21 protein-coding genes and 1 pseudogene are annotated in these 19,406 nt (G+C 68.5%); 6 read left to right on the top strand and 16 right to left on the bottom strand.

Going from position 1 to position 19,406, the window contains the following annotated elements; translation table 11 throughout:
* The first annotated feature begins 21 nt into the window (after window positions 1–21).
* Window positions 22–876: a hypothetical protein gene (locus tag AC5Y43_RS01040; protein ID WP_499968400.1), complete on the top strand. Its 855-nt coding sequence runs from the start codon at window positions 22–24 to the stop codon at window positions 874–876.
* Here AC5Y43_RS01040 and AC5Y43_RS01035 read toward each other — a convergent pair.
* The 5 genes and pseudogenes from AC5Y43_RS01035 to dapB form a co-directional block, all read right to left on the bottom strand.
* Window positions 859–1,674, bottom strand: a complete 816-nt coding sequence (locus AC5Y43_RS01035) for a trypsin-like peptidase domain-containing protein (protein ID WP_499968398.1) — start codon at window positions 1,672–1,674, stop codon at window positions 859–861. The genes AC5Y43_RS01040 and AC5Y43_RS01035 overlap by 18 nt on opposite strands.
* Before the next feature lie 71 nt (window positions 1,675–1,745).
* On the bottom strand, window positions 1,746–2,198 hold the full coding sequence (locus AC5Y43_RS01030; protein WP_499968396.1) for a flavodoxin family protein: 453 nt from the start codon (window positions 2,196–2,198) through the stop codon (window positions 1,746–1,748).
* 41 nt (window positions 2,199–2,239) lie between these two features.
* Window positions 2,240–2,404, bottom strand: a pseudogene (locus AC5Y43_RS01025) (flavodoxin family protein); the annotation flags it as partial.
* A gap of 50 nt (window positions 2,405–2,454) precedes the next feature.
* Window positions 2,455–2,904 (bottom strand): tetratricopeptide repeat protein, encoded by a 450-nt coding sequence (locus tag AC5Y43_RS01020; protein ID WP_499968394.1) that lies wholly within the window; start codon window positions 2,902–2,904, stop codon window positions 2,455–2,457.
* On the bottom strand, window positions 2,901–3,638 hold the full coding sequence (dapB, locus tag AC5Y43_RS01015; protein WP_499968392.1) for a 4-hydroxy-tetrahydrodipicolinate reductase: 738 nt from the start codon (window positions 3,636–3,638) through the stop codon (window positions 2,901–2,903). The genes AC5Y43_RS01020 and dapB overlap by 4 nt, the downstream gene beginning before the upstream one ends.
* A gap of 132 nt (window positions 3,639–3,770) precedes the next feature.
* Between dapB and AC5Y43_RS01010 the strand changes: the two genes are divergently transcribed.
* On the top strand, window positions 3,771–4,073 hold the full coding sequence (locus tag AC5Y43_RS01010; protein ID WP_499968390.1) for a DUF732 domain-containing protein: 303 nt from the start codon (window positions 3,771–3,773) through the stop codon (window positions 4,071–4,073).
* Window positions 4,074–4,079: 6 nt separating this feature from the next.
* Here the strand turns inward: AC5Y43_RS01010 and AC5Y43_RS01005 are convergent, their stop codons facing one another.
* The gene (locus tag AC5Y43_RS01005; RefSeq protein WP_499968388.1) at window positions 4,080–4,394 is read right to left on the bottom strand and encodes a DUF732 domain-containing protein; all 315 of its coding nucleotides are present in this window, start codon (window positions 4,392–4,394) and stop codon (window positions 4,080–4,082) included.
* Between the two features lie 117 nt (window positions 4,395–4,511).
* Here AC5Y43_RS01005 and AC5Y43_RS01000 point away from each other — a divergent pair, with 117 nt between their 5' ends.
* Entirely contained in the window at window positions 4,512–5,873 is a 1,362-nt protein-coding gene (locus AC5Y43_RS01000; RefSeq protein ID WP_499968386.1) for an HNH endonuclease signature motif containing protein, read from the top strand.
* A gap of 8 nt (window positions 5,874–5,881) precedes the next feature.
* Here the strand turns inward: AC5Y43_RS01000 and AC5Y43_RS00995 are convergent, their stop codons facing one another.
* Together AC5Y43_RS00995 and AC5Y43_RS00990 are read right to left on the bottom strand one after the other, a co-directional pair.
* Window positions 5,882–6,964: an NAD(P)H-dependent amine dehydrogenase family protein gene (locus AC5Y43_RS00995; RefSeq protein WP_499968384.1), complete on the bottom strand. Its 1,083-nt coding sequence runs from the start codon at window positions 6,962–6,964 to the stop codon at window positions 5,882–5,884.
* A 5-nt stretch (window positions 6,965–6,969) separates the two neighbouring features.
* Window positions 6,970–7,968: an aromatic ring-hydroxylating dioxygenase subunit alpha gene (locus tag AC5Y43_RS00990; protein WP_499968382.1), complete on the bottom strand. Its 999-nt coding sequence runs from the start codon at window positions 7,966–7,968 to the stop codon at window positions 6,970–6,972.
* Window positions 7,969–8,090: 122 nt separating this feature from the next.
* Between AC5Y43_RS00990 and AC5Y43_RS00985 the strand changes: the two genes are divergently transcribed.
* Together AC5Y43_RS00985 and AC5Y43_RS00980 are read left to right on the top strand one after the other, a co-directional pair.
* A complete protein-coding gene (locus tag AC5Y43_RS00985) occupies window positions 8,091–8,648 on the top strand; it encodes a TetR/AcrR family transcriptional regulator (RefSeq protein WP_499969346.1) in 558 nt (185 codons plus the stop codon).
* A 3-nt stretch (window positions 8,649–8,651) separates the two neighbouring features.
* The gene (locus tag AC5Y43_RS00980) at window positions 8,652–9,164 is read left to right on the top strand and encodes a GNAT family N-acetyltransferase (RefSeq protein ID WP_499968380.1); all 513 of its coding nucleotides are present in this window, start codon (window positions 8,652–8,654) and stop codon (window positions 9,162–9,164) included.
* Here the strand turns inward: AC5Y43_RS00980 and AC5Y43_RS00975 are convergent.
* From AC5Y43_RS00975 to aldR, 5 genes are read right to left on the bottom strand one after another with little or no spacing between them, the layout of a single operon-like run.
* The gene (locus AC5Y43_RS00975; protein ID WP_499968378.1) at window positions 9,143–10,048 is read right to left on the bottom strand and encodes an alpha/beta fold hydrolase; all 906 of its coding nucleotides are present in this window, start codon (window positions 10,046–10,048) and stop codon (window positions 9,143–9,145) included. The two genes, AC5Y43_RS00980 and AC5Y43_RS00975, sit on opposite strands and share 22 nt — an antisense overlap.
* Before the next feature lie 3 nt (window positions 10,049–10,051).
* The gene (locus AC5Y43_RS00970; RefSeq protein ID WP_499968376.1) at window positions 10,052–10,960 is read right to left on the bottom strand and encodes a metal-dependent hydrolase; all 909 of its coding nucleotides are present in this window, start codon (window positions 10,958–10,960) and stop codon (window positions 10,052–10,054) included.
* Between the two features lie 18 nt (window positions 10,961–10,978).
* Window positions 10,979–12,391: a flavin-containing monooxygenase gene (locus AC5Y43_RS00965; protein ID WP_499968374.1), complete on the bottom strand. Its 1,413-nt coding sequence runs from the start codon at window positions 12,389–12,391 to the stop codon at window positions 10,979–10,981.
* Between the two features lie 46 nt (window positions 12,392–12,437).
* Entirely contained in the window at window positions 12,438–12,899 is a 462-nt protein-coding gene (locus AC5Y43_RS00960; RefSeq protein ID WP_499968372.1) for an SRPBCC family protein, read from the bottom strand.
* Between the two features lie 7 nt (window positions 12,900–12,906).
* Entirely contained in the window at window positions 12,907–13,419 is a 513-nt protein-coding gene (gene aldR / locus AC5Y43_RS00955) for an HTH-type transcriptional regulator AldR (protein ID WP_499968369.1), read from the bottom strand.
* A gap of 67 nt (window positions 13,420–13,486) precedes the next feature.
* Here aldR and ald point away from each other — a divergent pair, with 67 nt between their 5' ends.
* Window positions 13,487–14,602: an alanine dehydrogenase gene (gene ald / locus AC5Y43_RS00950; protein WP_499968367.1), complete on the top strand. Its 1,116-nt coding sequence runs from the start codon at window positions 13,487–13,489 to the stop codon at window positions 14,600–14,602.
* Here ald and AC5Y43_RS00945 read toward each other — a convergent pair.
* The 3 genes from AC5Y43_RS00945 to AC5Y43_RS00935 form a co-directional block, all read right to left on the bottom strand.
* Complete coding sequence (locus tag AC5Y43_RS00945; RefSeq protein ID WP_499968365.1) at window positions 14,599–15,621, bottom strand: nitronate monooxygenase; 1,023 nt, start codon at window positions 15,619–15,621, stop codon at window positions 14,599–14,601. The genes ald and AC5Y43_RS00945 overlap by 4 nt on opposite strands.
* Window positions 15,622–15,684: 63 nt before the next feature.
* Window positions 15,685–17,001, bottom strand: a complete 1,317-nt coding sequence (locus AC5Y43_RS00940) for a M16 family metallopeptidase (protein WP_499968363.1) — start codon at window positions 16,999–17,001, stop codon at window positions 15,685–15,687.
* On the bottom strand, window positions 16,979–19,246 hold the full coding sequence (locus tag AC5Y43_RS00935; RefSeq protein ID WP_499968361.1) for a polyribonucleotide nucleotidyltransferase: 2,268 nt from the start codon (window positions 19,244–19,246) through the stop codon (window positions 16,979–16,981). The genes AC5Y43_RS00940 and AC5Y43_RS00935 overlap by 23 nt, the downstream gene beginning before the upstream one ends.
* Window positions 19,247–19,406: the final 160 nt, after the last annotated feature.

The following is a 19,406-nucleotide window of genomic DNA, read 5'->3' as shown; positions in this document are numbered from 1 at the left end:
CTCGGCCTTAGAGTGCGTCTCATGGCCTCACGACCGACTCCCCAAGCCACCGTCGAAGCTTTCCTGCTTCGCACCCGGCGGGTGTTGTCGCACTCGCTGATCCGCGAGCAGGCGCAGCTCATGGCGAAGCTGAACGACGGCCATATCGATCTCACCATCACGGTCAACACGAATACAGGCGAGCAGACCTACCGACGCAAAGCCGAGTACCCACCCGAGGAGGCGATGGAATCGCTGGCAAGCCGGGTCCGCCCACTAATTTTGGCCTCAGACCCGATCTACTACGAAAAGGTGCTCAATGCGCTTGAAGAGCTGATCGGAACCGACAAGCTCAACGAAGAGATCGACCTGGCCTGGTGGCACGACTACTGGCGGTCGGTGATCGACGCAAACCTCGACGCCCAGGCGTATTGGGTGGCCACTGCCAGCGGCTCAATTACCGACCGCAAACTGATGTACGCCTGGCTCTATGGCGATGTCGTGCACGCGAAGTCGCCGGAATCGCCAGTCACCCGTGACCTCGACATCAACCAGCGTTACCACGCCGCCGCCCCCGGCATCGCACGCATCTGCGACCGCGTGATCTATACGCAGATCATGATCAGGGCGCTGATAGACAAGGGGTTGTTGACTGTCGATCCCGAGGTGTTCACTGATGCCGTCGTCGTCACGATGACCAGCGTCGATGAACCCGTGAAAGCGTACGTGTCTGCGGTGGGCGTGCCGGTGCCGACCGACCTGACCAAGCCTCTGGACCCCGAGGTCTGGAAGTCGCCACACGACGCCCTGACCGAAGTGCTCGGCGACGTCGAGTCCTGGGACGGCGATAACGACGACGATGGGGAGGCACCGGCGTGCCTACCCCTTGAACGTTGAAAATGCGCCCCCACGGCAAATTTCGTCCACTATGCCGATTCGCCAGACAAATCCCAAGTCAGAGTCTTTGTTGACGCGTCCCGAGTAGACGCCGAGCAATTTGGATTGGGTTCCACGTGTGACACCAGCTGAGTTTGGGCCCGTCGCGACTACTTCGCCAGGGTGGCGGAAGAGGATTACGGGCGAGCCAGACTGACCTTTACGAGTGCGTGCATCGACCAGGAAGAGAGGCAGTCCCTCGCCGGACTCATTGACATATAGAAATTCGGGTTCCGATGCGATTGAACCACGCACCCAGACGGGAAAGTTGTTGTTGTTTAAACCGTAGGGATAGCCGACGATGGTCACGTTCTGTGTCACCCAGAGTTTTGCGTCTGAGTACGCGATGCTAGGGGTGCCCGCTTCCCAAGGGAGATAGAGGACTTCGGGTGTCTCAGGAATGTTGACCTTCATCGCCGCTACATCGACTTTCGAGCCGTAGGTCGGGTGCTCCAGCCAGCGAGGCGCTCGGTCGCCGTGCTCATCAGGATCGTCATACAGCGGCAGTTTGAACAGGCTGATCACGAGGGGGTCGGTCAGCTCATAGCCGCCCGCCGGTTGCGGTGGCCAAAACCCAATGCTGACGTGGGTTGGCCCGACGCCCCGAGATGAAAGCGGCGCATCGTTTACGTCATCCCAACCCGTGAAGTTGTGACGGGCTGTAATCAGAAAGTCTTCTTCTCCCACCTTGTAGAAGAACGCCGATCCCGTTGCGTATACCGTATCGGGTGGATCGGCCCCGCCACCTCGGTAGACCATCTCAAGCAGGATGGAACGGAACGATTCCCGAGGAATCGTTCCCTTATGCGGGGATACAAGTTCAGTCAAGTTCAACCCATCAGCTGCGCGGCGACCGTCGCGCCCAGATTCCAGCAAGCCTCAACGTCGGCCTTCGTCGGCTTGCCCGAAACCACCACGTACTCCGCTGCCTTCACCCAACCCAGGCCGGCCGTGATTCCGTCCACCGCGTGTTCGGCTCCCTCGGTGCCCTCGTTGCCGTGCAGCCACAGCCCGAAGGGTCGGCCCCGAGTGGAGTCGAGGAGCTGGTAGTACGACTGATCGAAGGCGTGCTTCATGGCCCCGCTGAGATATCCGAGGTTCGCTGGAGAGCCCAACAGGTAGCCGTCGGCCTCCAACATTTCGACCGGCGAAACCGTCAGCGCCGGCCGCCGGACGACCTCCACGCCCTCGATTTCGGGGTCCGTCGCCCCAGCCACGACCGCCTCAAACAGCTCCTGGCAGTGCGGGCTCGGAGTGTGGTGGATGATCAGCAGACGGGCCACTAGCTTGCCCAATGTCTACTAAGCGGGTATTCGCCCAAGTAATGCTTGAGCGCCCCACTCATGTAGCCCAGGTTGGCCGGGGTCCCCAGCACGTAGCCGTCGGCCTCGAGCACGTCGGCGGGCGCGAGGGTCAGCGCGGGACGTCGCACCACCTGTACGCCCTCGATCTCGGGGTCGGTGGCCCCGGACATGACCGCCTCGAACATCTCCTGGCAGTGCGGGGACGGGGTGTGGTGCACGATCAGCAGCGTCTTGGTCACGGGCCGAGTTCCACCGCGGTCTTCATGGCCTCGCGGGCGCGGCGGCGGTCGCCCGCGTAGTCGTAGGCCCGGGCCAGCCGGTACCAGCGCCGCCAGTCGTCGGGGTCGGCCTGGACCTCGGTGCGCACCGCGGCGAACAGCGCGTCGGCCGCGTCGCGCTCGATGCGGCCCGAGGGCCGCCGCGGCAGCGCGCTGGTGTCGAGTTCGAGCCCGTCGTCGGCGATCAGGCGGGCCAGCCGCTGATGGGCGAAACCGGCCCGCAGGGTGGCGACCATCGCCCACAGCCCGATCGCCGGCATGACCAACAGGGCCGCGCCCAACCCGACGGCGGCGGCGCGGCCCGAGCCGACCATCGCCACGGCCAGGCGGCCCAGCAACACGAAGTACACCAGCATCGCCACGCACAGGAACGCGATCAGCAGCTGAATGCGCAGCGCCTTGGTCATGTCAGGTCGAGCAGGGGTTCCAGGCCGACGGTGAGGCCGGCGCGTTCGGTGCTGCGCCGCACGGCCAGCAGCACGCCGGGCACGAACGAGGTGCGGTCGAGGCTGTCGTGGCGGATGGTCAGCGTCTCGCCCTCGGTCCCGAACAGGATCTCCTGGTGTGCGACCAGCCCGGCCAGCCGCACGGAGTGCACCGGTATGCCGTCCACGTCGGCGCCGCGGGCGCCTTCGAGGCTTGTGCTGGTGGCATCGGGGTTGGGCGGCATGCCTTTTCGCGCCTCGGCGATCAGTTTCGCGGTGCGCGCCGCGGTGCCCGACGGCGCGTCGGCCTTGCGTGGGTGGTGCAGCTCGATGACCTCGACGGAGTCGAAGAACCGCGCGGCCTGTTTGGCGAAATGCATTGACAGCACTGCCCCGATCGCGAAGTTCGGGGCGATCAGCACCGACGTGTCAGGGCTGGCGGACAGCCAGGACTCCACCTGCCCGAGACGCTCCTGGGTGAAGCCCGTGGTGCCCACCACGGCGTGAATTCCGTTGGCGATCAGGAACTCCAGGTTTCCCATCACCACGTCGGGATGGGTGAAGTCGATGACCACCTCGGTGTCGCCGTCGGTCAGCAGGCTCAACGCGTCGCCGGCGTCCACCTCCGCGGACAGGGTCAGGTCCTCGGCGGCTTGCACAGCCGCCACCATCGTCGCGCCGACTCTGCCCTTGGCCCCCAACACGCCTACCCGCATGGCTTCAACCCTAGACGGGGCGTCGCCGTCCCCCGAATTTGGAAGCTATTTCACAGTTGGCAGAGCTATTCTCATATTTATCGCAGCCAATTCTGGAGACGAGCTATGGCGGCACGATCAATGGGTTTAGCGGTGATCACCGGCCCTCTGCTGATTGCCGGATTGGCTTGGGCCGCGCCGGCGCACGCCGACGCCACAAGCTATCTCGACCACCTGCACAACGTCGGTATCCATGACGTCGACGGCGGCGACGCCGCACTGCTGCAGGTCGGCCAGAAATTGTGCAACCAGATCACCTATGGCGCTTCGCCGGCGGAGCTCGTGGGCATCGCCCTGCAACGCTCCGACGCCACGCTGGGCGCCAATGGGCTCACCCCCGACCAGGCGAACGCGCTCGTCGGCTACGCGGTAGCCGATCTGTGCCCCAACGCCTGATCGGTCTTACGGCACCGCGTATTCGGGGCAGTACGACGTGGCGGCCGCCTGCACCATGAACCTCACGTCGTCGTTCGAGATGCCGTTGGCCTCGTGCAGCTCGTCGCTGTCCACGAGCGAGTTCATGCCGTAGCCGTCGGCCAGCAGCCGGCAGACGTTGTGCGCGAAGCCGATCAGTTCGGGGTCGCCGTGTTCCATGGTGATGCCGCGGTCGTGGGCGGCGTTGAGAAACGCGGTGTCGTCATCATCGGCGCGCGCTGGTATCGCAAGACCGATCCCGGCCAAAAGCGCCACGATTACCGCCGAAATCCCGCGCGTCATGGTGCCGCATCGTAGCGTTTTGGCCGCGGCCCGGGCGCTTTATCCACAGTTGGCGGTTCGTCCACAGGCGCGGGTTTTCCGGTGGCCGGCCGCCTTACGGATGGATAGCCTTCGAACATGCTTTCGATTAACGCCGCGCCGGACGTCGCCGCCGCGTTCGACGCGCTCGACGCCGCCGTGGCCGCGATCGCCTCGCTCGACTTCGGCGCCCTGGCCCCTGCCCTCCGGCTGCGCGCGCTGGAGCGGATGGAGACCTCGCGCCGACGGCAGATCGCGGCTAGCCACGACGTGATGGCGGGCCTGGACAGGGAGGACCCCGCCCACGTCGGCGGCCCGGTCCACAAGGTGATCGCCGACTGGCTGCGGATCAGCTGCGCCGAGGCGAGCCGCCGGCTCGGTGACGCCCGACAGCTCTCGCCGCGATTGACGCTCACCGGTCAGGAGTTGCCGCCCGAGCTGCCGGCCACCGCCGCCGCGTGGCGCGACGGCATGCTCGACGGTCAGCACCTGCGGGTGATCCAGACGTTCTTCCGCGACCTGCCGGAGGCCACGCCGGTCGACATCGTGGAAAAGACCGAGCGATTCCTGGCCCGCCAGGCGCGGGAGCTGCGGCCCGACCAGCTGCAAAAGGTGGCGAACCGCTGGGCGGTGCGGATCAACCCCGACGGGAAGTTCTCCGACTCCGACCGCGCGCGCCAACGTGGGTTTGCCTGGTGTGGTCAGCGCTCCGACAAGATGAGCGTGGGCAGGCTGGTGGCCTCACCCGAGTTGCGCGCCAACCTCGACGCCTGGTTCGCGCGGTTCGCGGCGCCCGGCATGTGCAACCCGGATGACGAATTCCCGTGTGTGGACGGCGAACCCGCCGAGGTGTTCGTCAACAGGGACGCGCGCAGCCACGCCCAGCGCCAACACGACGCGCTCAACGCCCTGGTCCGCGGCCAGCTGGGCGATCCGAAACTGGGCCAGCACAACGGCTTACCGGTGGCCGTCGTCGCCTCCGCCACCCTGCAGGAGCTGCTGGCGGCCGCGGGACACGCCGTCACCGGAGGCGGAACCCTGCTGCCGATGCGCGACGTGATCCGGATGGCAAGCCACGCCTGGCATTACCTCGCCATCTTCGACGAGCATTCCGAACGCCCGCTGTATCTGGGCCGTACCCGCCGGATCGCCTCACCCGATCAGCGGATTGTGTTGTACGCGAAGGACCGCGGTTGCACCCACCCTGGCTGCGACGTGCCCGGCTACTGGTCGGAGGTCCACCACATCGACGAGTGGGCCGCCGGGGGCAGGACCGACGCCGACAGGCTCACCTTCGCCTGCCCGCCCAACCACAAGCTGCTCGAAATGGGTTGGCGGACCAGAAAACTGCCCGACGGGCGCACCGAGTGGATCCCCCCTCCCGGCCTGGACCGCGGGCAGAAACGCACCAACGACTATCACCACCCCGAACGCCTCTTCGACGAAGACGAGCCGGGTTGATACCCCGGCTACCTCTTGAACCGCCCGGCGAAGCCGCGCAGCGGCAGGTCGGCGCTGGTGAGGAGCCCCGGCGGCGCGGCCACCACCGACTTGATCGAGGCCAGCGCGGGCATGCCGGTGACGGTCATGCCGATGGAGGCGAAGCTGGCCGGGTCGGACAGGTCGACGCCGGGCTTGGGGAAGATCATGTGCTTGTTGTAGATGCAGGGGTCGCCCTTGATCTGAGTGATGTAGCAGCCCTTGATGTTCCAACTCGGGTCGGTGTGCGGGGTCATCTGCCATTCCAGGTGCGTCTCGACGCGCGGCACCCCGTCGACCATGCCCTGGTAGCGGATGTAGTTGCCGCCCAGCGAGCCCTTGGGCAGCGTGTACCAGCCCAGGTCGACATCCTTGGTGCACGCGCCGAGCTCGTAGCTGAACGTGACCTCGTCGAGCGGCAGATCGAAGCAGTCGGCCATCATCAGCACGCTGTCGGCGAACACCCGGGTGTACTTCTCGAGCTTGGAGGGGATTTCCGGATCGTCGACCGGCTGGCCGTATCCCACCTCGATCCAGGTGTCCTTGGAGTGGTGACACGACACGTCGACGGACTCGATAGTGGTGATGTTCTCGATCTCGGCGACGTCGGCCGAGCACACCACGCCCAGGATCTGGTTCACGCCGGGGTTCATGCCGGTGCCGTAGAACGTGGCGCCGCCCTTTGCGCAGGCCTCGGCCAGCAGCTGGGTCACCGGCTTCCCCGACGGGTGCGGGTGGTTCTTGTCGCGGTGCCAGCCGGTGATCCAATCGGCGGTGGTGACGATGTTGATGCCCGCCTCGAGCACTTTGACGTAGAGGTCCTCGTCGGGAAACACCCCGTGAAAGGTCAGTACGTCCGGCTTGGCGGCGATGATCTCCTCGACGCTGCCGGTGGCCTTCACCCCGTTGGGCGCGATACCCGCGATCTCGCCGGCGTCCCGCCCGATCTTGTCCGGCGAATAGCAGTGCAGGCCAACGAGTTCCAGGTCTGGCTGGGTGCCAAGCCGCTTGATCATCTCGGTGCCGACGTTTCCGGTGGCGACTTGGAAGACGCGGATCGGCGCTGTACTCATTCTGTTCAGCCTCTCTGCGGTGCGAATGCCTCGGGGTAGAACTGCTTGGCCCACGCGCGAATTGCGGTGAAGCCCGCGTACTCGTCGGTGGCCAGCGCCGGCGGGTCCGAGTAGCGCTGGTGCTGCCAGATCTCGATGTCCTGCTCGAACTGACGGATCACCTCCCGGCCGAATTCGGCCGCCCTCAGCTCGGCCCGCGCGGGATCCTTGCCCGGGGTCCGCCCGATGTAGACCATGAACCGGACGTCGGAGGTGGTGTCGTCGACGGGGGTGACCGCGGAGATGGTGCGGTTGTCGACCATCCCCCAACTTTTGGTCACGGCGATGCCCAGGCCGCCGTTGATGGCCTGCACTCCGCTGTTGACGTCCTCGATCTTTTGGCCGTCGTCGCCCTCGAACGTGATGGTGAAGTCGACGAAGGACACCGCGTCGGCGAAGTCGTGGCGGGTGAACACCGGAACGATCGGGGTGTTGTGCACGTACTTGAAATGCGCGAAGTCGACGCCGTTTTCGAGCACGTACTGCGGATGCAGCTCCAAGGTCGCCCGGTAGAGCCGTTGCTGCGGGTAATAGTCGCGGCCGCCGCTGCCGTCGCCGAAGGAGGCGAACACGTCGGGCGCGTCGAAGAACGGCTCGCGGCGCTGCACGTCGTGCCAGATGTAGACCGACTCGTTGCGCTCCGCCACCGGGTAGGTGCGGATGCGCCGGCCGCGGTTGGGCCGGTCCTGGTACGGGATGCAGACGTTGCGGCCCTCGTGGCTCCACTGCCAGCCGTGGAACGGGCACTGCAGCGCCTCGCCGACGACTTTGCCGCCGTAACCCAGGTGCGCGCCGAGGTGTTCGCAATAGGCGTTCATCACGGTGAGCTCGCCGGACTCGGCGCGCCAGGCGACCATCTCCTGGTCGAAGTACTTCATCTTGTGCACGTCGCCGACGCCGATCTCGTCGCACCAGGCGACCTGGAACCACCCGGTCGGCTTCATCGACAACGGCGGCTTAGCCATCGAACTGCCCTCCATGCACGGAATCACAGTACCCTCTATGAAAATGCTAGGCTAGGCCGGTGGCCGAAACCAAGGTCTCCGGCAGGCGCCCCAACCGGCGCGGCCACGCGACGCGCGAGAGCATGCTCGAGGCGGCGCTGAAGTCGCTGGCCTCCGGCGAGCCGGGATCGGTGTCGGCCAATCGCATCGCCAAGGACATCGGGGCCACCTGGGGGGCGGTGCAGTACCAGTTCGGGGACACCGACGGCTTCTGGGCCGCCGTGCTGCACCGCACCGCCGAGCGGCGCGCCGCGACGTTCTCCGCACCGGGGCCGTGCGACGTCCCCCTGCGCGAGCGGGTCGGCGCCATCGTCGACACCCTCTACCGCGGCCTGGCCTCCGCGGATTCCCGCGCGATCGAAAACCTGCGCGCCGCGCTCCCCCGCGACCCGCGTGAGCTCGAGCGCCTCTACCCGCGAACCGCCGCCGAGCTGGTCTCCTGGGGCAAGAGCTGGCTCGAAACCTGCCAGCACGCCTTCGCCGGTCTCGACGTCGACCCGGACCGCGTCCGCGAGGTGGCCGCCCTGATCCCCGGTGCGATGCGCGGCCTGGTGTCCGAGCGTCAGCTGGGCTCCTACGCCGACCTCGACCTGGCGCGCCGGGGCCTGACCAACGCACTGGCCGCTTATCTGGAGCCCTGACCCGTGGCGGCCGCCGACATCTCGATCCGGGAGGCCACTCCGGACGACTACGCGCGCGTCGCGGACATGCACTACCCGGTGTGGCGACAGTCCTGGACCGGAATCCTGATCCCCGCGGTGCTGGATCTGCTCGGCCCGGCCAAGCGCTGGGTCGCCGACGTCTACCCGCAGAGCCTGAACCGCGAAGGGTGGCGCATGTGGGTCGCCGAGGCCGGCGACCGGACGCTCGGTGTGGCCATCTTCGGCCCGGATGCCGACGATCCCGAGGATCTGCAGATCGACGCGCTGTACGTCGCGGACGACTGCCAGCGGCACGGACTCGGCGGCCGCCTACTCGACGAAGTGCTGAGCGCACATCCCAGCGGTGACGCGATCCTGTGGTGCGCCGAACAGAACGCCAAGGCACGTAATTTCTACGAGAAGAACGACTTTCGCGCCGACGGCCGCACCCTCACCTGGGAGCCGCTGCCCGGGATCCAGGTGGCCCACCTTGGCTACCGGCTCAGGCGTCGCTGACGGGTCCGCTCGACCCATTCGGCCGTCAGCCGGGCGATGGCGTCGGGCTGCGAGGCGACCACCCAGTGCCCGCCGTCGATCTCAATCACCCTGCCGCCGGGCGGAATTGCGCCGGTGAACCGCTGCAGCGCGGGCGTCACGAAGATGTCCCGCCGCGGCGCCAGCACCTGCACGGCGACGGTGGTCTGCGGCAGCCGCGGACCGGGCCGCAGCATCGGGCCGGGCATGTTCGCCCGGTACAGGCCCAGGCCGTTGACGTAGTCGGCGAGCGACCGCGACGGGCGGCAGGTGCCCTGGGTGCCGATGCGTTCCAGTGCCTGATGGACTTTCACGCCGATCCGGGAAAAGAACGCGAGCTCAGGCACGCCGGGGCACAAGAATAAGGCGATGTAGGCCGATCCCAGCAGCTGCAGCGCGACCTGCCCCACGGCCCGCGGCGTGCGCGCCGACCGCAGGAACGCACCCGCATACCGCAGGTGCGGACCCGAAATCGAGGTGAACGACGCGACTTGGGCCGCCACCGAGTCGTCGGTGACCGCCGCCCAGGCCTGGATCGAGCCCCAGTCGTGGGCCAGCAGGTGCACGCGGCCGACGCCAAGGCTGTCGATCACCGCGCCGATGTCGGACACCAGCTGCGCGAACACATAGCCGGATCGCTTTGCGGGACGGGAGGATTCGCCTGCCCCGCGGACGTCGTAGGCCACCACGTTGTAGCGGCCTCGCAGTTGGGCGGCCACCCCGTCCCACAGGTGGTGGTTGTCGGGCCAACCGTGAATGGCGAGGATGGTCGGGCGCGCCGGATCGATCTCGGTGTAGCGGTGCACCGCCAGGGTGACACCGTCGGAGGCGGTGACGCGCGAGGATGATGCGGACGAGGTAGCCATCGGTCAGCGCGACGCGCGCGCCGCCGGCGACACCGCCAGGTAGTCGACCGCCCGCTCCAGGCCGCCCAACTGCGACGGGTGGAATCCCGGCCGGTAATAGTCGAAGACCACCCGCACGAAGCGCAGCGGCCCGGGCACCAGACCGCGCCGGGCCGCCCGCAGGTAGTTCCACCAGTGCGGCCTGCTGCCCGGCGGCAGGTACGGGTCCACCGAATACAGGAACCGGACCCCGCGGATCCACAGCAGCAGCATGGCCGGCGCCACAACCAGTTGCGCGCGCACCCGCCGCCAGTAGCCGGCCCGCAGGTGCTTCATGGTGTCGAACGCGACGGCCTTGTGCTCGACCTCCTCGGCACCGTGCCAGCGCAGCATGTCCAGCATCACCGGGTGGGTGCCGATGGCGTCGTGGGCCGGCGCGTCGAGCACCCACTCGCCGAGTATGGCGGTGTAGTGCTCGATCGCCGACACGATCGACACCTGCTCGAGCAGCCAGCTGTGCTGTCGTCGCGCACCCCACTGGGGCCGCGGGCCCAGGAGCTTCTCGAACAGCCACCGGACCTGGTCGGTGTAGGGCGTGAGGTCGACGCCGGAGGCCGCGAAGTGGGCGAGCACGTTGGCGTGCGCGCGCGAATGCGTGGCCTCCTGACCGATGAAGCCCTGTACGTCCAGGCGCAGCTGATCGTCCTTGACCAATGGCAGGGCCTTCTTGAACGCGTCGACGAAGAACTCCTCGCCGGCGGGCAGCAGCAGATGCAGGACGTTGAGGACGTGCGTCGCGAACGGCTCGCCCGGCACGTAGTGGAAAGGCAGTCCCGTCCAATCGAACTCGACGTCGCGCGCCTCGAGGACGAGCCGCTCGTGGTCCACAGACGTGTCATGCGGACCCGCTGCCTGGTCGTCGACGGTGAACATCGTCGGCCCCCTGCCCTTTCAGTGCTGGTGAGTGTAAGCGTATTGGCCGGGATCTGTGCGGGCCAGCATGGCCCGATGCTCGGCGGGCGTGAAGGGCCATACCTCGGGCACCCCGTCCTTGTTGAGGTACCAGCTGTTGCAGCCGGTGGTCCACACCGTGTCCGGCATGGCGGCGCGCAGCCGCGCGTTGTAGCTCTCGGTCGCCGACTGGGTCGGCTCGACGGTGTCGAATTCGCCTCGGCGCCAACGCTGGATCCACGCCACGATGTGGTCGGCCTGGGACTCGGCCACCGCCGTCAGGGAGTGGTTGCCCACCGGGCTGTGCGGCCCCAGCATCATGAAGAAGTTGGGGAAGCCGGGCATCGCGACGGTTTGGTAGGCCCGCGGCCCCTCCCGCCACACCTCGTCGGCCGCGACACCGTCGCGGCCGACGAGGTGCATCGGCCGGAAGAACGCGTGGGTGTCGAACCCGGTGCACAGGACGATGACGTCGGCCTCGTGCAGGACGCCGTCGTCGGTGACGATGCCGCGGGCTTCCACGTGGTCGATGCCGGCGGTCACCAGCTCGACGTCGTCGCGCTGGATCGCGCGGTAGAACCCGCCCGATATCACCAACCGTTTGCACATCGGCTGGTAGTCGGGCGTCAGCGCCGCGCGCAGCTTCGGGTCGCGCACCCTGCGCAGGCTGACCCGGCACAGCCCGCCCATCATCCGGCGCCGCAGGCCCGGCTTGGTCAGTGCGACCGCGAACGTGTCGAAGAGGAGGCTGTACGCCCGGTAGGCGAACCGATCCAGGAACGGGACCGCCCGGTGGGTGAGGTCGGCGAAGCGCGAGTAGCGCGGGTTGGGCATCGGCACCACCCACTGGGCGGTGCGCTGGAAGAGCATCACCTTGCCCGCGACGCCGGCCAGCCCGCAGACCAGCTGCACGCCGGTGGACCCGTTGCCCACCACCGCGATCCGCTTGCCGGCGAGCTCGACGGAATGGTCCCAGCGCGCCGAGTGGAAGACCCGGCCACCAAAGTCGTCCAGCCCGTCGATCGACGGGAACCGGGGATGGTGCAGCACGCCGGTCGCCGAGATCAGGAAGTCCACGGTCGATTCCGAACCGGCATCCGTACGCAGTGTCCAGCGACCGTCGTCGAAACGGGCGCCGGCGATTTCGGTGCCGAACCGGATCCGCTGCCGCAGCCCGAATTGGTCGGCGACGCCGCGGAAGTAGGCTTGGATCTCGCCGCCGGGCGAAAACATGTGCGACCAATCCGGTTTCGTGGCGAACGTGTACTGGTAGACCCGCGAGGGCACGTCGCAGGTCAGCCCGGGATAGGTGTTCTCGCGCCAGGTACCACCCACCTCGCCGGCCTTCTCGTAGATGGTCACGTCGTCAATGCCGCTGCGCAGCAACGCGATTGCGGCGCACAGCCCGGACATCCCCGCTCCGACGATGGCGACCGCGGGATCACGTGTGGCCGGGCGGCTATCCTGCTTCCGCACGCTGCTTGAGCCGCTGCAGGGTCAGCCGGATGTGCTCGGCGTTGGCGGCCGCGCGATCGGTGACGCCGGTGCTTTTGCCGGCGAGTTTGCGAAACCACCCGGGCCGGCGGTCCCAGGTGCTCTCGGTGACGCGGCAGCCGCCGTCCGCAGCGGCGATGTCGTATTGCCAGCGGGCGACCGGCAAGACCGCGTAGCGCACGTCGAAGGCGAAGACCCGGCCCGGTTCGGCGTCGGTGACCGTGCACTTCGTGGTCCAGCGCTTGTCGCCGTTTTCGTTGCGTCCGACGAACACCGCGCCCGGGCAGGCGGTGTCACCCTTGCGCCACTCCATGCCCACCGCCTCCTCGGCCAGCGAGGCCAGCGTCGGCAGGTCGGTGATGAGCCCGTACACCGCCTCGGGCCGGGCATCGATCTGCACGCTTGCCGTCACGCACCGCTCACCCATTCGCCGATCATAACGGTGCCGCCCCGCGCAGATGCTCGAAGATCAGCGACGTCTGGGTGCCGGCGACGTCGGCGTCGGCGTTGAGGTTCTCGACGACGAACGCGCGCAGGTCCTCGGTGTCGCGCGCGGCGACGTGCAGGATGAAATCGTCCGCGCCGGCCAGGAAGTAGACGTCCATCACCTGGCGCCGGGCGCGGATCTGCTGGATGAAGCTGCGGATCTTGCCCCGCGCGCCGGACTGCAGGTTGACCGAGATCATCGCCTGCAGCGGCAGCCCGACGGCGACCGGGTCCACGTCCGTGTGGAACCCCCGGATGACCCCGAGGTCCACCAGCCGCCGGACCCGCCCGTGACACGTCGACGGTGCGATCCCGACGGCCTCGGCGAGCGCGTTGTTGGTGATCCGCGCGTCGTCGTGCAGCAGGCCCAAAATCTTGCGGTCGACCGAGTCCAGGGTGGGCCGAACATCCTTCGACGGATCGCTCGGCTGGGGCGCCGGCTCGGCAGATGAAACGGGCATAGCGCCACCGTACCGAATTATCACCGGCATATTTGCCGTACTGGTGAACTTTCTTCACACTGGAGGGATGCGGGTCGGCGTTCCCACGGAGACCAAAAACAACGAATTCCGGGTGGCCATCACCCCCGCCGGCGTCGCCGAACTCACCCACCGCGGCCACGAGGTGCTGATCCAAGCCGGCGCCGGCGACGGGTCGGCCATCTCCGACGCGGACTTCAAGGCCGCGGGCGGGCAGGTGACGGGTACCGCCGACGAGGTGTGGGCGGCCGCCGACCTGCTGCTCAAGGTCAAAGAACCGGAGCCGGCCGAGTACGGGTTGTTGCACGCCGGCCAGGTCCTGTTCACGTATCTGCATCTGGCGGCTTCGCGCGCGTGCACCGACGCGCTGCTGGCGTCCGGGACCACGTCGATCGCCTACGAGACGGTCCAGGCCGCCGACGGCTCGCTGCCCTTGCTGGCGCCGATGAGCGAGGTCGCCGGCCGGCTCGCGGCCCAGGTCGGGGCCTACCACCTGATGCGCACCCGCGGCGGGCGCGGCGTCCTGATGGGCGGGGTGCCGGGCGTCAAGCCGGCCGACGTCGTGGTGGTCGGGGCCGGCACGGCCGGCTACAACGCCGCCCGGGTCGCGGCCGGCATGGGCGCGGCCGTCCTGGTTTTCGACGTCGACATCGCCAGGCTGCGCCGCCTCGACGCGGAGTTCGCCGGCCATGTCGGCACCCGCTACTCGTCGGCCTACGAGCTCGAGGGCGCCGTCAAGCGCGCGGACCTGGTGATCGGCGCCGTCCTGGTCCCCGGCGGGCGGGCCCCGACGCTGGTCGCGAATTCCGTTGTCGCGCAGATGAAGCCGGGTGCCGTGCTGGTGGACATCGCGATCGACCAGGGCGGCTGTTTCCAGGACTCGCGGCCCACCACCCACGACGACCCGACGTTCGCCGTGCACGACACCCTGTTCTACTGCGTGGCGAACATGCCCAGCGCGGTGCCGAAGACGTCGACGGTCGCGCTGACCAACGCGACCATGCCCTACGTGCTGCAGCTCGCCGACCGGGGGTGGCGGGCGGCGTGCCACTCGGATCCCGCTCTGGCCCAGGGGCTTTCGACGCACGAGGGCGCGCTGCTGTCGGAACGGGTGGCCGGCGACCTGGGTCTGCCCCACACCGATCCGGCGGGCGTGCTGGCCTAGCCGGCGAGACCGGCGATGATGTCGGCCACGGGGCCGGGGCGGGCGTCGGCGAAGGAGTTTCCCGCCCACAGGGCCATCCCGTTGGGGTCCTCCCGTTCGGTCGCCGCCCGGCGGATCGGCAGCGTCATCTGGTTGACCTCGGGATAGCCCAGCGGGGCCACGCCGTCGAGCAGCCGGATGAATTCGTTTTCCAGGCCGCGCGCATACCGGCCGGAGAACGCGCGGGTGACGATCGTCTTGGCGAAGAGCTGGTTCTTCATCGCCGTGCGGTGCGCCTGGTTGGTGCCGGCCTCGTCGGACAGCAGCAGCGCGGTGCCCACCTGCGCGGCCACCGCCCCCCGGCGCAGCGCGCCCGCGACGGCCGCCGCGGTGCCCAGCCCGCCCGCCGCGATGATCGGGACGTCGCGGTGCGCCCGATGGATCCGGTCGATCAAGTCGTGCAGCGACTCGGTGCCGGGCTCGCGGTCCGGGGCGAACGTGCCGCGGTGCCCGCCGGCGTCGGGACCCTGCACCACCAGGCTGTCCGCGCCGGCGGCCACGGCCACGCCGGCCTCGTAGGGCGACGTCACCGTGACCATCACCAGCAGTCCGAGCGCGCTCAGCCGCCGGATCACGTCGGGCGGCGGCGCCCCGAAGGTGAAGGACACCAACTCGGGGCGCACGTCGGCGATGACCTCGAGCTTGCGCTCCCAGTCGTCGTCGTCACCGTATTCGGGCCGGCCGACCTCCACCTGGTAGTGCTCGGCGATGCCTTCGAGTTCGTCCGCGTAGTAGTCCAGCGCGACCCAGTCGGCGACGCTGGGTTGCGGCACGAACAGGTTGACCCCGAGCGGGCCGGTGGTCAGCGCGCGCGCGGCGGCGATGTCCGCGGCGAACCGCTCCGGGCTCAGGTACCCGCCCGGGAGGAAGCCGAGCCCGCCGGCGTTGGACACCGCCGCGGCCAGCGCCGGGGTGCCCGGCCCGCCGGCCATCGGCGCACCGACGATGGGCACCGCGATATCCCAGAAGCCCAGTACCATCGGTAGTTAGTTCGCCGACGGCGAGCGCCGGCACGGCGCGAGTAAGGAGGCGGACATTTGAGGCTACGTTACCATCGTCCGAAGTCGTTGGGGCAGCGACCGTTTCGAGGTGTATGGGCCCAGAACCGCGGCGCCGTAGCGCTTCCCCAGCAGGCGGCGGGCCACGGCGTTGACCTCGTCGACGGTCACCGCGTCGATCTGTTGCAGGGTGTGTTCGATGCTGCGGTGCCGGCCGTAGTTCAACTCGCTGCGGCCGATGCGGCTCATCCGGGAGCCGGAGTCCTCCAGCCCGAGCACGAGCCCCCCGCGCAGCGAGCCCTTAGCGATACGGCATTCGGCCTCGGTGATGCCGTCGCGCGCCACCGCGTCGAGCACCTCGCCGGTCACCCGCATCACCTCGGGGAAACGCTCGGGCAGGCATGCGGCGTACACCGACAGCGCGCCGCTGTCGGCGAAGATGTCCACCGCCGAGTAGACCGAGTACGCCAGGCCGCGCAGCTCCCGAACCTCTTGGAAGAGCCGGGAACTCAGGCCGCCGCCCAGCGCGTTGTGCAGCACCGACAGCGCCCAGCGGTGCTCCCAGTTGCGCCCGGGGGTGCGCACGCCCAGCGACACATGGGTCTGCTCGGCGTCCCGGTTCACCAGCGCCAGCCCGGGGCTGCCGTTCACCCGCCCGGCGCCCTTGCGCGGGGCGATCGGCCGCCGCCCGCGCACCAGGTGCCGCCCGAAGTGCTCGCGCACCAGCGCGACCACCGCGTCATGCTCGACGTTGCCGGCCACCGCCACGACCATCCGCTGCGGGGTGTAGCGCCGCACGTGAAACGAGTGCAGCTGGCCGCGCGTCATCTCCGACACCGAACGCGCGGTGCCGATCACGGGGCGGCCCACCGGATGGTCGCCGAACAGCGCCGAGAGGAACACGTCGCCCAGCGCGTCCTCGGGGTCGTCGTCGCGCATCGCGATCTCCTCGAGGACCACGTCGCGCTCCAGCTCGACGTCGTCGGGGGCGCAGCGCCCGTTGAGCACCACGTCGGCGACCAAGTCGATCGCCAGCTCGAGGTCGGTATCGAGCACGTGCGCGTAGTAGCAGGTGTGCTCCCTGGAGGTGAACGCGTTCAGCTCCCCGCCGACGGCGTCCATCGCCTGGGCGATGTCCACCGCCGTGCGGGTCGGGGTCGACTTGAACAGCAGATGCTCGAGGAAGTGCGCGGCGCCCGCCACGCTGGCACCCTCGTCGCGCGATCCGACGCCGACCCAGACCCCGACCGAGGCCGAACGCACCGCGGGCAGGTACTCGGTGACCACCCGCAGGCCTCCCGGCAGCGTGGTGCGGCGCAGGGCCCGGGCGGTCGCAGGATCAGCTGGTGACCGTTGCGGCATCGGCAGGAGCGGGCGCGGCCGTGCTGTCCGTCGAGTCCTCTTCGTCCACCAGGACCAGAGAAATCTTGCCCCGCTTGTCGATGTCGGCGATCTCCACGCGCAGCTTGTCGCCGACGTTGACGACGTCTTCGACCTTCGCGATGCGCTTGCCGCGGCCGAGCTTGGAGATGTGCACCAGGCCGTCGCGTCCGGGCAGCAGCGACACGAACGCGCCGAAATCCGTTGTCTTGACCACGGTTCCGAGGAACCGCTCGCCGACCGTCGGCAGCTGCGGGTTGGCGATGGCGTTGATCCGGTCGATCGCGGCCTGCGCCGAGGGTCCGTCGGTGGCGCCGACGAACACGGTGCCGTCGTCCTCGATGGAGATCTGCGCACCGGTCTCTTCGGTGATCGCGTTGATGACCTTGCCCTTGGGGCCGATGACCTCACCGATCTTGTCCACCGGGACCTTGATGGTGGTCACCCGCGGCGCGTACGGGCTCATCTCGTCGGGCGCGTCGATGGCCTCGGCCATCACCTCCAGGATCGTCAGGCGCGCATCCTTGGCCTGGGCCAGCGCGCCCGCGAGGACCTTCGACGGGATGCCGTCGAGCTTGGTGTCCAGCTGCAGCGCGGTGACGAAGTCCTTGGTGCCCGCGACCTTGAAGTCCATGTCGCCGAACGCATCCTCGGCACCGAGGATGTCGGTCAGCGTGACGAAGCGCCGCTCGCTACCGCCACCCTCGGTTTCGACGTCGTCGGAGACCAGGCCCATCGCGATGCCGGCCACCGGCGCCTTCAGGGGCACCCCGGCGTTCAGCAGCGCCAGCGTGGACGCGCACACCGAGCCCATCGACGTCGAGCCGTTGGAGCCCAGGGCCTCGGACACCTGGCGGATGGCGTACGGGAATTCCTCGACGCTCGGCAGCACCGGCACCAGGGCCCGCTCGGCCAGGGCGCCGTGCCCGATCTCCCGCCGCTTGGGCGAGCCGACGCGGCCGGTCTCGCCGGTGGAGAACGGCGGGAAGTTGTAGTGGTGCATGTAGCGCTTGGACGTCTCGGGTCCCAGCGAGTCGATCTGCTGGGCCATCTTGACCATGTCCAGCGTGGTCACGCCCAGGATCTGGGTCTCGCCGCGCTGGAACAGCGCGCTGCCGTGCGCCCGCGGGACGACGGCGACCTCGGCCGACAGCGCGCGGATGTCGGTGATGCCGCGGCCGTCGATGCGGAAGTGGTCGGTCAGGATGCGTTGGCGCACCAGCTTTTTGGTCAGCGAGCGGAACGCGGCGCCGACCTCTTTCTCCCGGCCGTCGTAGGTGTCGGCGAGCCGCTCGAGCACCTGGGCCTTGATCTCGGCGGTGCGCTCGTCACGTTCGGCCTTGCCGCCGATGGTCAGCGCGTTGGCCAGCTCCTCGGTGGCCACCGAGGACACCGAGTAGTACACGTCGTCGCCATAGTCGGGGAACGTCGGGTAGTCGCTGGTGGGCTTGGCGGCTTTGTCGGCGAGCTCCTGCTGCGCGGTGCACAGCGCGTCGATGAACGGCTTGGCCGCCTCCAGGCCTTCGGCCACAACGCTTTCCGTCGGCGCCTGGGCGCCGCCGTCGAGGAGCTCGATGACGTTGTCGGTGGCTTCGGCCTCGACCATCATGATCGCTATGTCTTTTTGGTCGCCGCCCCCGACTATGCGGCCGGCGACGACCATGTCGAACACTGCCCGCTCGAGTTGCTCGACGGTCGGGAACGCCACCCACTGGCCGTCGATGAGCGCCACGCGCACGCCACCGATGGGGCCCGAGAACGGCAGGCCGCTCAGCTGGGTGGAGGCCGACGCGGCGTTGATGGCCAGCACGTCGTAGAGGTCGTTGGGGTCCAGGCTCAGGATCGTCACCACGACCTGGATCTCGTTGCGCAGGCCGTCGACGAACGACGGGCGCAGCGGGCGGTCGATGAGCCGGCAGGTCAGGATGGCGTCGGTCGACGGGCGGCCCTCGCGGCGGAAGAACGAGCCGGGAATGCGGCCCGCCGCGTACATCCGCTCCTCGACGTCGACCGTCAACGGGAAGAAGTCGAAGTGCTCCTTGGGGCTCTTGCTCGCGGTGGTCGCCGACAGCAGCATGTTCTCGTCGTCGAGGTAGGCGACGACGGCTCCGGCGGCCTGCTGGGCCAGCCGGCCGGCCTCGAACCGGACGGTGCGGGTGCCGAAGCTCCCGTTGTCGATGGTGGCGGTCGCCTCGAACACGCCCTCTTCAATTTCAGCTACAGACATGGGTGCCCGTGTGGCCTCTCTGGGTATTCAGCTGGTTTCGCGCGTCAGCGGACAAGCGGGCGAACCCGAGAGCAATGAGTCTGAATACGGCTACGGCCATCGATCGAAGCGGCCGAGAGGCCCCAGATCCGGGGAGCACGGCAGCCACTACCGAAGACCG

This window comes from Mycobacterium sp. NGS57 (assembly GCF_059812405.1).
This window is presented reverse-complemented; position numbering and strand designations above follow the sequence as displayed.